At 49.6% G+C, this 13,688-nt stretch carries 10 protein-coding genes and 3 tRNA genes; 6 read left to right on the top strand and 7 right to left on the bottom strand.

Going from position 1 to position 13,688, the window contains the following annotated elements; genetic code table 11:
- The first annotated feature begins 48 nt into the window (after positions 1–48).
- The 5 genes from MHN33_RS06875 (at position 49) to MHN33_RS06855 (ending at position 6,313) form a co-directional block, all read left to right on the top strand.
- Entirely contained in the window at positions 49–1,101 is a 1,053-nt protein-coding gene (locus MHN33_RS06875; protein WP_239397263.1) for an aldo/keto reductase, read from the top strand.
- Between the two features lie 83 nt (positions 1,102–1,184).
- Positions 1,185–1,703: an NUDIX domain-containing protein gene (locus tag MHN33_RS06870; protein ID WP_239397262.1), complete on the top strand. Its 519-nt coding sequence runs from the start codon at positions 1,185–1,187 to the stop codon at positions 1,701–1,703.
- A gap of 71 nt (positions 1,704–1,774) precedes the next feature.
- Entirely contained in the window at positions 1,775–2,473 is a 699-nt protein-coding gene (locus MHN33_RS06865) for a hypothetical protein (protein ID WP_239397261.1), read from the top strand.
- A 177-nt stretch (positions 2,474–2,650) separates the two neighbouring features.
- Positions 2,651–5,326 (top strand): bifunctional acetate--CoA ligase family protein/GNAT family N-acetyltransferase, encoded by a 2,676-nt coding sequence (locus tag MHN33_RS06860; protein ID WP_239397260.1) that lies wholly within the window; start codon positions 2,651–2,653, stop codon positions 5,324–5,326.
- 39 nt (positions 5,327–5,365) lie between these two features.
- Positions 5,366–6,313: an ion transporter gene (locus tag MHN33_RS06855; protein ID WP_239397259.1), complete on the top strand. Its 948-nt coding sequence runs from the start codon at positions 5,366–5,368 to the stop codon at positions 6,311–6,313.
- Positions 6,314–6,344: 31 nt separating this feature from the next.
- On the opposite strand, the gene MHN33_RS06850 is transcribed toward MHN33_RS06855, so the two are convergent.
- From MHN33_RS06850 to MHN33_RS06840, 3 genes are read right to left on the bottom strand one after another with little or no spacing between them, the layout of a single operon-like run.
- Positions 6,345–10,748, bottom strand: coding sequence for an EAL domain-containing protein (locus MHN33_RS06850; RefSeq protein WP_239397258.1), 4,404 nt, complete (start codon positions 10,746–10,748; stop codon positions 6,345–6,347).
- 56 nt (positions 10,749–10,804) lie between these two features.
- Positions 10,805–11,248, bottom strand: a complete 444-nt coding sequence (locus tag MHN33_RS06845) for a GNAT family N-acetyltransferase (protein ID WP_239397257.1) — start codon at positions 11,246–11,248, stop codon at positions 10,805–10,807.
- Positions 11,249–11,250: 2 nt separating this feature from the next.
- The gene (locus MHN33_RS06840; RefSeq protein ID WP_239397256.1) at positions 11,251–11,454 is read right to left on the bottom strand and encodes a DUF3283 family protein; all 204 of its coding nucleotides are present in this window, start codon (positions 11,452–11,454) and stop codon (positions 11,251–11,253) included.
- A 149-nt stretch (positions 11,455–11,603) separates the two neighbouring features.
- Here MHN33_RS06840 and MHN33_RS06835 point away from each other — a divergent pair, with 149 nt between their 5' ends.
- Positions 11,604–12,290 carry a transporter substrate-binding domain-containing protein gene (locus tag MHN33_RS06835; protein WP_239397255.1) on the top strand — a complete coding sequence of 229 codons (687 nt, stop codon included), beginning with the start codon at positions 11,604–11,606 and terminating at the stop codon, positions 12,288–12,290.
- On the opposite strand, the gene MHN33_RS06830 is transcribed toward MHN33_RS06835, so the two are convergent.
- The 4 genes from MHN33_RS06830 to MHN33_RS06815 form a co-directional block, all read right to left on the bottom strand.
- Positions 12,287–12,544: a DUF1289 domain-containing protein gene (locus MHN33_RS06830; protein WP_239397254.1), complete on the bottom strand. Its 258-nt coding sequence runs from the start codon at positions 12,542–12,544 to the stop codon at positions 12,287–12,289. The two genes, MHN33_RS06835 and MHN33_RS06830, sit on opposite strands and share 4 nt — an antisense overlap.
- Before the next feature lie 716 nt (positions 12,545–13,260).
- Positions 13,261–13,336: transfer RNA gene (locus MHN33_RS06825), tRNA-Phe, on the bottom strand.
- A gap of 5 nt (positions 13,337–13,341) precedes the next feature.
- Positions 13,342–13,417: transfer RNA gene (locus MHN33_RS06820), tRNA-Thr, on the bottom strand.
- 14 nt (positions 13,418–13,431) lie between these two features.
- Positions 13,432–13,507 (bottom strand) — tRNA-Phe (locus MHN33_RS06815).
- Between the last annotated feature and the right edge of the window lie 181 nt (positions 13,508–13,688).

Here is a 13,688-nt window from a genome sequence, read left to right as displayed (position 1 = left end):
GCGTATTTTGAGCCGATACGCCAGACCTATTTAACACAAGGAGCAACTATGAAGTACAGCCGCCTGGGTCATTCTAATTTAAAGGTGTCACGTGTCTGTCTGGGCAGCATGACATGGGGTGTGCAGAATAATCAGCACGACGCCGATGAACAGCTCAATTACGCACTCGCACAGGGTATTAATTTCATCGATACTGCCGAGATGTATGCCGTCCCGCCTTCCCCTGAAACCTATGGTAAGACTGAGGAAATCATCGGAGACTGGCTGCGTCGTCATCCAGAAAAACGTCAGGACATCATCATTGCCACTAAAATCGCAGGTTCGGGGCTGGCCTGGATCCGTGGCGGCGCGCCTATAACCGCTGAGGCCGTTGTGGCAGCGGTCGACGCCTCCCTGAAACGGCTGCAAACCGACTACATCGATGTGTATCAGCTGCACTGGCCAAATCGCACCTCTCCACACTTTTCTAAACACTGGCCTGGTATGATCACCCTCAGTGATGTATCCACAGAGCAACATAGAAAAGAGATGCACGAGATACTCGGCGCACTCCAGCAGTGTATCGATGCCGGAAAAATTCGCCACTGGGGATTGTCTAATGACACCCCCTGGGGGATCAATACATACTTGCAACTGGCACACCAGCACCAATTACCAAGGCCGGTTTCAATTCAGAATGAATTCAACTTATTGCATGCAAAGGACTGGCCCTACATCATAGAAAACTGCGTCCATGAAGACATTGCCTATCTGCCCTGGTCCCCCCTTGCCGGTGGCGCGTTGTCGGGCAAATACCTGGGGGGTGCCCGACCGCAAGGGTCGCGCTGGACCCTGATCCAGCGTAATGGCTTGTTCCGGGATACCCAGTTTGCACAGGAGGCAACGGCGGCATACCTGGAGATAGCAAAAGAGCACAAGCTCAGTGCAGCGCAGCTAGCACTGGCCTGGTGTGATCAGGTCGATGGCATCACGTCAACTATTATCGGCGCAACCACCATGAGTCAGTTAAAAGAGAATATCAAAGCCTTTGACATGACTTTACCACCGGAAGCCTTAGCCGAAATTGACACAGTGCTAAAGACCTACCCGCTGCCGTATTAACCTCAGAGCGCCCGACAGACTCTGCCCGGGCGCTGTCGTCTAACCCGAAATGTGATAAACTCGGCGCTTTTTGGGACTCTAGCATGCGCGTACTAAATCCAGCTCCAGCTCTGCCATTGCCTGGTACCTGCTTCACCCGGCCAGCAACACGAGCCATTATTACCCGCCAGTCACAGATTTTGCTGCTTTATACGCAGCGATATGATGATTATACCCTGCCCGGTGGCGGGGTGGATGAAGGGGAATCCTTAACCGATGCTCTGGTGCGCGAAGTCAAAGAGGAAACCGGAGCACGCTCAGTCACCAACGTTGCCGCATTTGGCGTCTATGAAGAATTTCAACGCTGGCACAAACCCGATTTTGACAATGTACACATTGTTTCTCACTGCTATCTGTGTGAAATTTGTGGCGAGTTTGATGAGCCGGAGATGGAACATTATGAAGTCAATAACGGTATGCAGCCGCAATGGGTCGAGATCACGGAGGCCATAGCACACAATGAAGCGGTGCTGGCAAACAGTGAAAAGCAAGGACAATCCCTGCTGCGTGAGACCCGATTACTCAAACTTATCGCAGTGGAGCTTATGCAACTGAACTTTTGACACAAGCCCGGGTCATATCTGTGTTTTGAATGTAAGACCGAGTAATAAAGTCAAGACACTAAGGAAAAGTGATGCGTTTATGGCTCAGTGCAGTTTTTATTTCAGTTGCCAGCCACTTATTTTTATTGTGGCTGCTAGCTCAACACCCTCTTGTAGCCCCCCTCGGGCCGCCTGAGCCGAGCATTAAAACCTACTTGGTAATAGAACAACCAGCGCAAAAATCGAATTCTATTAAAACCGCTCCCGAGCCACCTGCCGCGGCCACACCAGCGCAACCGGCAGAGCAGCACACTGTCTCTGTCAGCCCTCCCCCTTTACCCAAGCTGGCCAAATCGAGTCAACCTGACTCTATCGCAGACGCCCACAGCCGTTCCGACTTACCCCCTGAAAACCCAGCGCAAGCAGTAAGTTTGCAACCTGACAACAAATACAAGCATATCGACCCGCAATTAGGTCTGTCACGACTGCGTCAACACACCTTAATTCAGCCGGTAACCAGAGACATCGCTCCTCTGCCGCAGCGCCTTAGCGTGCCTGAGTCACACTCCCCCCTGAATCAACCGTTACGACAAATAGAATCTAAAAACCACATTTTCACGGAGTATCGCCAAGGAGACCGGTGCTACAAAGAAGTCGTGGGCGATCCCAATAACCCGCCACCTGAAGGCTTTGCCAAAAACTGGCTCACTGTCAGCGGCAGCTGTGACAAAACAGCCATCACAGACGCTTATGATGCCGCTATGGGAAAGTGGCTGAAGAACAAGCGTTAACCTTTGTGTCGTAAACGCGGGTTCACACAATATCTGAGGCATATTTTTTGGATTGCCTTACGGCACGCAAAGTCGACTGAGATCAAAACAATCTTCGCTTGGACTCGCAACCTGCCCCCAAAGCGATTACTATTTAGCTGGTAACCCGCCCTTAGTCTGGTAAGTCAAGGAGTTAGTATGAGTATCAAGCGGATCAATCAGTTTTTTAACCCTCGCTCGGTGGCTGTAATTGGCGCTTCCAGCAATCCGGGCCGGGCTGGCAATGTGGTAATGCGCAACCTGTTGCACGGTGGCTTTAAAGGCCCCATCATGCCAGTAACCCCAAAATATGCAGCCGTTCAGGGCGTACTGGCTTATCCGACCATTGCCGAACTCCCCCAAGTGCCCGATCTGGCTGTTATTTGCACCAATAAATCGACATTGACCCAAGTACTGACCGAACTGGCTAAGCGCGGGTGCCGTAATGCCATCATTGTTGCCGCCGGGCTCGACAAAGAGCAAAAAGCGCGCTTACAGGCGCTGGCCAGAGAAAAGCATATCACCTTACTGGGTGCCAACAGTCTGGGCATGCTGGTTCCGCACTTAGGGCTGAATGCCAGCTTTTCTCATACCACCGCGGCGGCGGGCAAGCTAGCCTTTATCTCACAATCCGCCGCCGTCTGCTCAACCATCCTCGACTGGGCTAACAGTAAGCGTATCGGCTTTTCCTATTTTATCTCCCTGGGAGATAGCCTCGACATCGACTTCGACGAATTATTGGATCTGTTGGGCCGGGATGCTAAAACCAAAGCTATTTTGCTGTATATCGACAACATCAAAGATGTAAGACGCTTTATTTCCGCCGCTCGGGCAGCCGCTTTTAGCAAACCTGTGATAGCAATCAAGACCGGCCGTACTCAGGCAGGCGCCGAAGCCGCAATGATCCACACCGGTGGCTCGACCTCAGACGATGCGGTGTACGATGCCATGTTTCAGCGTGCTGGTATGCTCAGAGTCACCGATCTGCGGGAGCTGTTTGCAGCCACTCAAACCCTGGCACTGCATCCTAAACTACTGCAAGTTGAGCATCTCACCATACTCACCAATGGTGGTGGCCCCGGTATTATGGCGGTAGATACGCTGCTGTTGCGCAGTGGCAAGCTCGCCGAATTAAGCGACAAAACCATTGCCGCACTCAATGCTGTGATCCCTCAATCTAATCACACTGCAAACCCGATTGATATTTTCGGCGACTCGGCGCCCCACCGCTATCAACAGGCTCTGGAGATTTTGCTCAAAGCCGACGAAGTCAAAAATTTACTGATCATCCATACCCCATCGGCGCTGGCACCTAGTGAGGCATATGCCCAGATTATTGCACAGACCCTGAGCACCCTGCCGAAAATGGCTCGCCCCTTTGTGATGACCAACTTTATGGGTGAAGCAGCCGCTTTTGAAGCGCGTGATGTCTGCGTACGGCACGGTATACCGACCTATCGCACACCGGAGGGGGCCGTAGGGGCTTTTATGCACCTGATCAGTTATCGTCGCAACCAGAAGCATCTGACTCAGACCCCTGAATCCATCAGTCAGGATGAACTGATCCACAGCCACAGTGCAAAAGTACAGATAGACAACTATCTTGATCAGTCACTGACTCAGCTATCGACCCACCAGGCTAGCCAGATCCTCTGCCATTACGGTATGGAGTGCATAGATACAGACATTGCGCTAACACCCAGTGAAGCAAAAGAACAAGCCGAGTTACTTGGGTTTCCTGTCGCACTCAAACTGATCAGCCCCTCTATCCCGTCCAAATCAGAAGTCGGCGGGGTAGTCCTCAATTTAAATGATGGTGATGAGGTAGAGCAAAGTGCCTTTGCTATTTTATTGCGTATTAAACAGGCTTACCCGGACGCCATCATCGAGGGCTTTTCGTTGCAAAAAATGGCCCCCAGAGCGGGTAGCCAGGAGTTACGTATTGCCGTCAAAACTGAGCCCGATGTGGGTCCGGTGATCCTGCTGGGTGAGGCCGGCACCGGATTCAACTTTAATCAGGCTGCCGTCGCCCTGCCCCCATTGAATATGAATCTGGCAAAATACCTGATCGCCGCCGCCTATGACAAAGGTGTTCTGAAGGAGCGATTATTGCCAGAAAAAGTCGACAAGTACCGACTATGTGCGTTGCTGACCCGCGTCTCTCAATTGGTGGTTGATCAGCCAGACATTCTGGCTGTAGAACTCAACCCAATTTTGGCAACCGACGGACATTTTTTAATCCTGGATGCCAGCATCGTTCTACAACGTTATGAGCCTCTCCCCGGACGCAAGCGGCTGGCCATAAAGCCCTACCCCAAAGAGTGGGAACGTGCAGTCACCCTGAAAAATGGTGTTGAGGCGCAACTGAGACCAATCCGTCCGGAAGATGAACGCAACCACCAGGAATTTGACCAATCCCTGAGTAAAGAAGACAGATATCGGCGATTTTTTGGTGAATTGCCGCAGTTTTCCCATGAGCAACTGGCTAAAATGACACAAATTGACTATGACCGTGAAATGGCATTTATCATTACCGAGCCCTATAAAAGTGCCCAGCGTACGCTCGGTGTTTCGCGGGTATTAATGGATCCCGATAACTTACTTGCCGAATTTGCCGTGGTTGTGCGTTCAGATTGCCAGGGCCTCGGGTTAGGAAGATTACTGATGGAAGCCGCAATTGCCTACTGTAAACGCCAACGTGTCGGGTCCATCGAGGGGCTCACCTTACCGGAAAATACCGGTATGATTGGATTAGCAAAAAAGCTGGGGTTCACGGTCAGCCGGGATTTTGAAGAAGGGACAGTGGTCATGAAAATGCCACTGAAAGCTGACTAATGCTGCACCATCCATTATAGCAAGGTTAACAATCGACTTATGGATCTGACACTCAGACAAAAAGCCGCCGGGCTATTGGAAGCCAGCGGTCGGTTCAGAAAAGCAGGACACGCCATTGATGTCTTTTTGATATCACTTATCATCATCAACGTCATCGCCATTGTTCTGGAGTCAGTACCAACACTGGCAGCACGTTATCATAGACCGTTCTTTTTCATCGAAGTGATTTCGGTGGCAATTTTCACCATTGAATATCTGCTGCGGCTGTGGTGTTGTGTCGATAAGCTGGAATTTAAACACACTCAGGGAAACAATGGCAGGAAACGTATACGCTATATACTCTCGCCTTTAGCCATTATCGATCTGCTGGCCATTCTACCTACCCTGTTGATGGTGTTTTTCTCATTTGATCTGCGTTTTTTACGGGTGTTTCGCTTATTGCGTATTTTTAAGCTGACCCGTTACTCGCGCGCCATGCAGCTGCTGTTGGCGGCATTCAGAGAAGAAAGCAGTTCGTTGCTCGCCGCTTTCTTTATCATGTCGCTGGTGTTGATTGTCGCATCGTGCGGTATCTATTTGATTGAACATGATGTTCAGCCAGATAAGTTTGGCTCTATTCCGGCCGCCATGTGGTGGGCAATGGCCACCCTCACCACGGTCGGATATGGAGACGTGGTACCGATCACTCCACTGGGGCGCTTTTTTGGTGGCGTGATCACTTTACTGAGTATGGGCATGGTCGCTATTCCCACCGGTTTGCTGGCTTCCAGCTTTGCCGATCAGCTCAGAAAGCGCCGGGATGCGTTCAATGAAGCAGTGCTTCACTCTCTAAGCGATGGCGTCGTCGATGAACAAGAGAAAGAGCACCTTGAAGCCCTCAGAATTGAGCTTGGACTCAGCCCTGTGGAGGCCAACCAGGCCATCAAAATGATGACCAGTCAACGCGTACATAACCATTATTGCCGCCATTGTGGTGGCAAACTGTAAAAACAGTCAGGCCCGCGTCGCAGGCTGAATATTAACTGGCGCGGGCAAAAACCTGGTGCCAGTTACGTCTCAATAACTCTGTCACGTCGGCAGCTGGCAGCGCCTTACTGAACAAATAACCCTGAAAGCGCTCACACCCCAGCATTCTCAAAAAAGACAGTTGCTCCATCTGTTCAACTCCTTCCGCAATGCAGTATTTACCTAAGCTGTGTGCCAAAGACAAAGTGGAATGAATGATCACTTCATGCTCCTTGTCACGACCAATATCATTGACAAAGCTACGATCAATCTTGAGTGCATCCACCGGATACTGTTTAAGGTACGTCAACGATGAGTACCCGGTACCAAAATCATCCATATAGAGTCGACAGCCTAAGGTCCTGAGATCATGCATTCGGGCAATGGCCTGCTCGGCATCCGCCATCATCACTGATTCTGTGATTTCGAATACCAGATAACGACCATCGACATCGTTGTGCTTCAGGATCTCAGTGATCCGAGCCAGTAAGTCGTCGTACTGAAAGTCCAGAGCCGACAGATTGACCGAAATATACAGGTCGGGGTGCGATGCATGCCAGCCTTTCAGATCGGCAAGTGCTCTTTCCAGGGTTTGTAGCATGACTCGGGTAATGATCCCAGTCTGCTCTGCGGTGTGGGCCAGCTCTTCAATGCTGTAGCTGGGGTCCTGTGGCCAGCGAAGCAATACTTCGAAGCCTTCAACCGACATATGCGTTGCATTAATAATGGGCTGATAGTGATTGCGAAATGCTTCTTCCTGATAGGCCTTCAAAAGCGCTTGCTCAATAGCAAGGGCGCGTTGTACCTGCTCATTGATTTCACTGTGATAGAACTGATAATCCGTCACCAAAGATTGTCTGGCATGACTCAGTGCCGTCTCCGCAGCCTGATTCAAATCGAATGCATCGCAGGCATCATCAGGGAACATAGCAATCCCCAGCTTAGCCTTAACATGGACCTGTTGCTGTTCAATTTCAAACCCTTTTTCGAAGCGCTCAAGCAGACAATGAATATATCGCATAACCTGCTCCACCCCGCTCAGTTGCTCCATCAGAATATAGAAGTCTCGTTCATTACCGATGGCGAGGCTGTCTACTTCCCGGAAGCAGCACTGCAAATTGGCTGCCAGTTTCTGTGTCACCAGTGCCAGAAAGTCATTCCCATAAGTATCGGCAAACCTTTGCAAGCGACTGAACTTGATCGCGATAATGGCCAGTGGCTGGCGCGACAAACGAGCCTGTTCAATCGCATGCTGGACCCGGTCCATAAACAGGACTTTATTCGGCAGCTTAGTAAGCGCATCATAGTTAGCCAGCTGGTAGAGCTCTTTCTCTGTCCGCTTTTGTTTGCTGATATCTGTCAATACCAGAATGTAATGCTTGTCTTGTGTGGCACTGATTTTGAGCAGTACCTGACGTTTTTCGCCACTGGGCAGTCGCAACGTTTCTTCGGCAACATATAAGTCGTCGACTTTTAATTTACTGATCTCGCGCAGATACTTCATCCTGACATTACGCTCCAGCCCCAAAGTGACACTGGTACTGGATGAAGGCGCCGCACTGACAGAGAAGGCACGCTGCAGTGCCTTGTTACACGCCAGAATACGCAAGTGCTTGTCAAAGATCATAACCCAGTCACGGGTTTGCTCAAACGCTGCACCAAACAGGGTGGCCCGCTCCTCAAACACTCGCTCCCGGGTCAGGTTGGTATAGGTTCCGGCAACCTGCACCGGTACTCCATCCTGCCATGCCATCACTTTGCCGTAGTCCTTGTACCAGCGCCATTGCCCATTGATATGGCGCAAACGATAGGTGCAGTCAATAAACCCTTTTTCGGTTGAAACAAACTCCAGCCATTCGATACGAAACAAGGCGCGATCCTGAGGATGAATGAGCTCAAGATATTCATCTAATACTATGCTCTCGTTGTTGTAACCAAGATCGCTCACTAAACGAGGTTGATAAACAAACTGGCTTCCCGATTGCCAGTCCCAAACACCGGAATTGCTGCCCTCCAATGCCATCTTCAAACGCGTTTCACTGTTTTGTGTTTCACGATGAGCCGCCAGGATCATACCCGCGACTTTGTTTTTCCGGTGCACCCAAAAAGCAAATAAAGCTGCGCCCAGCAAAACATAACAGAACAGTGCCCAGGGCGCGCGCCATACCGGATAATGCACCACAATCTCCAGTTGAGCAGGTGGCGTGTAATCGCCCGTTAGCGGATCTTTCGCCCAGACTTTGAGGCGATAATTCCCCGGACTGAGTTTTGGAAAAACCACCCGGTTGCTGTTGCGACTAAGGATCCGCTGCTCACCGGAGAGCTGATATTCGTAGACTATACGCTCTTGCAGGGTAAACGCCATCGCTGAAAAAGACACTTCCAGCCCAATGTCATCATGATTAAGCTCAATATAGGAAAATGACTTAAGCCCGGAGGGCAAAATGTCTCGCGACATCAGGTCAACATCTGTGATGTTGACTCTGTTTAACAGAGACTTAGTGGGGCGGTGCACCTTAGGGTCAAACAACGTAAAGCCCTGCAACGAGCCATATCCAATGCGGCCATCTGCAAGCCTGACGGATGCACCACCATTGAACTCATTACTCATCAAGCCATCAGCAGTTGTAAACCCCTGTAGATGGAAATTATCCGGATCCAGCCGCCAGATCCCCTGGTGAGACGACATCCAGATCATGCCAACATCATCCTGAACCATTTCATACAAAATATTGTTGGTAACGGTGTGCTGCTCGTTAGGCATAGGCAGCTGTTCATAACCATCTGCCGTCAAACGTACCAAACCATGTCTGGCAAATGACAACCACAGCACATTGTGCTTGTCGATGGTATAACTCAGCAGGTCGACCGCACTTTGTTTATGTGCTTTGGGCACCTGATAAATCTCTACCAGCCTGTGTGCCTGTGTATCATAACGAAACAGCCGACCTTCACTGTAAAAGACCGGATCCTCAGGGTGCGTGCTGAGTGGCTTGTAAAAACCGTAACTCAGGAAGGGATCAAACCGGTCAAACTCCGCCCCCAGCTTAGCCAGCTTAGTGAGTGTGGCGGTATTGATGTCAAACACATAAAAACCGGTTTTCTCATCTACCAGATATAACTGTCCGTCGCCTACTATTACGGCGCCTTTGACAAACCCGGACAACACCGACGTGGCAGCGCTATCCTGAGCCTGAGGTCGATAGATTTCCTCTGAATCTGGCTCGAACACAAACAAGCCACGATTACTACTGAGCCATAATTTGTCCTGATAACTGAGCAGACCAAAAATGGTAAACTCAGGATAAAAGCCATCGCCCAAAAACCCGGCCAGGTACTGTTCGGACGTACGCGTTTGCGGATCGTAGCGGGTCAGGCCATCCCGTGTTCCTGCCCAGATAAAGCCATCGTACTCAACCAGACCCCACACAGTTCCCTTAGAGAAACGCCCCTCTACAGAACCAGGATGAACATTATCAAACCCTTGTGACTCAGCAGGTAAATAAAAGGCCCCGTCTTTTTTAGTAGCAACCCAAAACCCGCCAAAATCATCGCGGATAAAATAAATCACACTGCTATCCGAAACCGCATAACGGCTACTGGTGAGGCGCGTATCGCGATGCACCTCACCACTGGCAATATCGTAGTGCATCAGCCCATGATCTGTGCCAAGCAGCAGCCGCTTGCCACTACGCTCAATTTGCCAAATATTCAGTTCTTCAATCAGCGTCTGATAGGGTACCTCAGCATCGAAGTCACGGCGCAGTGCGCCAATGTCCAGCTGATACATGCCAATCACTGCGCCTAAAATCAAAGTGTCGTCGTCAAGTAAATGTAGTGACTTGGTGTTGGTCTGAAATGGATGGGTGATTTGATCACGATGCGTAATCGCACGGAGCTGATCGGTGTCGGTATTGTAAACAAACAAGCGTTCAGCCGAGGCAATAAACAACAAGTTGCCGTGTTTAAGCAAACCTCGAACCGCCATCTGAGGATCTTCTACAGGCAATACAATCTCTTGGGTGATGTCCCCCGTACGAGTATCCATCACGGCGACATTTTGTGCTCTGCCCAGCCAAAGCTCATGTTCACTCTTGCTCAGCATCTGAAATACACTGTTTTTAAAATAATCTTCTTCAGATTCCGGCGCCGATGTGTATCGACGATAGCTATCTTGCTCAGGGTCGTAACTGAATAAGCCTGCGCGCCCAGAAGCTATCCAAATGATGCCATTCTCGTCCTGATAGATGCGATCTATTTGCATTTTATTCAGATCCTGATTCGGCCCGCCGACCTCCAGCACCTGATACCCGTCATAGCGGTTCAGTCCCCCTTCAGTTGCCAGCCAAAGATAGCCGTTGTCATCGATCAGCAGGGTGTTCACATAGCTTTGCGACAGGCCCTCCGCGGGAGACAAACGGGATACCTGCGCCTCAGTAACTGCAGTGAAAACAGCAAGGATAAAACAGAAGATTATTCGCAACATAGTCGATTCTGATCAGGGTTAATATATTGCATCGCCTGGATCTGTCGGCCTTGTGCAACATAAATGTGATACTTTTCTGCCAATCCCTGAGGCAGAGCTACGGGTTCTATCATCACAAAGCCCAGGCCTTCATAAAAGGCTCTCAAGTGACGATAAGCAAAGGTATACAACACGCTTGATTGCGCTGCTAACACAGCATCCAGTAGTGCCCGGGCACACCCCTTGCCTCGCTGCTCAGGTGCCACTAACACTGTGGACAAAAAGTGATGACCCGCTATGCGCTGTACCCTGCACGCCGCAACAATCTCCGTGCCTTTGAGCACCCAGTTTTCATCCTGACGGGTGGCCTTCCCCCTGGCCTTATGGGCCTGATAAAACTTATTCACAAGCGGCGTTTGCAAAGCCGGCAATACCTGAGCGACAACCTTCATGGCTAAGCCAGCATCAGCCCCAGGTAAAACTCAAACTTTTCTTTCAACATCGCCTGCTCTGACATGGGACGTTGATTGATCGCATCATAAATGGCCTCACGACTGTTCTTGCCGCGTTTGATTTGATAAGCCCAGAAAGACGCTTCGTATTCTAGTTGAATTTGATACTTATCGTGTCTCGATAAATTACACAGGTTATAGCTCATAGTAAATTTGGTTACAGCAATCTTTGGAAAAAGTGTATCATAATTACGCTAAGGTGTATCCGTTGATGTACACGTGCTACTCGCGCTAAAGGGAGTACTTGTTTAACCACCGTAAATGAAGTGAGTTCAATTATTTACAAGGAGATCCATTGCGAATTTTCAGTTTGTTATTGTTATGCTGCCTGAGTACACAAAGCATAGCATCATCAGATGACCGCACACTGTATTTTAATCGCCCGGCTGATACCCCTCAGGCAAGATACGTCATTGAGTTACTGCAAACAGCCTATCAGCAGCTTGGCTACACATTAGAGGTAGTGGATTTTAACCGCCAAAGTGCTCTGATTGCCGCCAATAATGGCGCACTTGATGGGCAGCTAGGACGGATCCATGGCGTAACCCAGGCCTACCCCAATTTACTTCAGGTGCAGTTTCCTTTATACAGCTTTAATTTGCAGCTACTCAGCCGTTGTTTAGAGTGCACGTTTAAACAACTTGATTCTTTGGTTATCCAAAGCGGTTATCTGGTCGCAAACCGATACCTACAAAGTACCCCTTTTAACGGCCAGCTGATAGAAGTAAAGAACAACATTACTCAGCTTAATTTGGTTACTCAGGGCAAAGTCCAGGCAGCATTGGTGGTAGATTTTCATTTGCGTGAACATCTGGCAGATATTGACCTGGAGTCGTTTAAAATTGAGACCTTGTTAACCATTGAGACCTATCATTATCTGCATAGCAAACATCAAGCATTGATCCCGTTACTGGAAGAGGTGCTGCATCAGCTCGCAGAAAAAGGGACTGTAGCGATGCTAAAAACTAAGTATCAGATTTAAAAAAGGTCTTCCTGATCTCCATGCTGTGGGCGGTCAGTTGGCTGAGTATCTGAGCAACGTTTCTTCGCGGCCATCACACGTTTTTGCCGTTGCGCACATAGCTCAATCACCTTACGTTTTTGCTGCTCGCTCAGCGCATGCCAATGAAAGCGCTCTTCGCGACTGCGAAAGCACCCCTTGCAATAACCCCGATTATTCACTTCACAAATCCCACGACACGGACTGGGGATCTCGAATATCTCAATCTGTTCCATAACAAACCATTACTACTTGCTAGGTTAAGTATATGAGCAAAGTAGTGACAAAGTCATGGTTTGATGTGCAAAGGCTTAAATCAATCGTTCTGCTGGTCTGTGTAATTTCGCCAATCCGCAATTACTTAGCATCAGAAATGAAAAAGCCCCGCTAATGCGAGGCTTTTCAATAATGGTGCCCAGAGGCGGACAAAGTGGTCCGGAACCACTTTGAACAGCTTTAGCTGGCCGCTTGCGGTGAAATACAAGGACGTATTTCATCATCGAACCACCCGCAGGCGTGTTCGATTACGCCAACTCATTTAATTTGGAGCAGAAAGTAAAAAGCCCCGCTAATGCGGGGTTTTTCAATAATGGTGCCCAGAGGCGGACAAAGTGGTCCGGAACCACTTTGAACAGCTTTAGCTGGCCGCTTGCGGTGAAATACAAGGACGTATTTCATCATCGAACCACCCGCAGGCGTGTTCGATTACGCCAACTCATTTAATTTGGAGCAGAAAGTAAAAAGCCCCGCTAATGCGGGGCTTTTCAATAATGGTGCCCAGAGGCGGACAAAGTGGTCCGGAACCACTTTGAACAGCTTTAGCTGGCCGCTTGCGGTGAAATACAAGGACGTATTTCATCATCGAACCACCCGCAGGTGTGTTCGATTACGCCAACTCATTTAATTTGGAGCAGAAAGTAAAAAGCCCCGCTAATGCAGGGCTTTTCAATAATGGTGCCCAGAGGCGGAATCGAACCACCGACACGAGGATTTTCAATCCTCTGCTCTACCGACTGAGCTATCTGGGCTTAAATGGTGCCGACTATCCGAGTCGAACGGATGACCTACTGATTACAAGTCAGTTGCTCTACCAACTGAGCTAAGTCGGCGCACCTTTTAATAATGGTGCCCAGAGGCGGAATCGAACCACCGACACGAGGATTTTCAATCCTCTGCTCTACCGACTGAGCTATCTGGGCTAAAACTGGTTATATTGTGCTACTCTTTCGTCCATGAAGCGGTGGCCTGTCGTCGTCCTGACTCCACCTCAACAAGCTGCGAAGCGTTGCTTCGGTCTTGTTTCGCCCAACTGAGCTATCTGGGCTAAAACTGGTTATATTGTGCGTTCTTCAGTAAAACGCATATCAAGACAATGTCTTG

This window comes from Pseudoalteromonas sp. OOF1S-7, assembly GCF_022347765.1.
In the GTDB taxonomy this organism is placed as follows: Bacteria; Pseudomonadota; Gammaproteobacteria; order Enterobacterales; family Alteromonadaceae; genus Pseudoalteromonas.
This window is presented reverse-complemented; position numbering and strand designations above follow the sequence as displayed.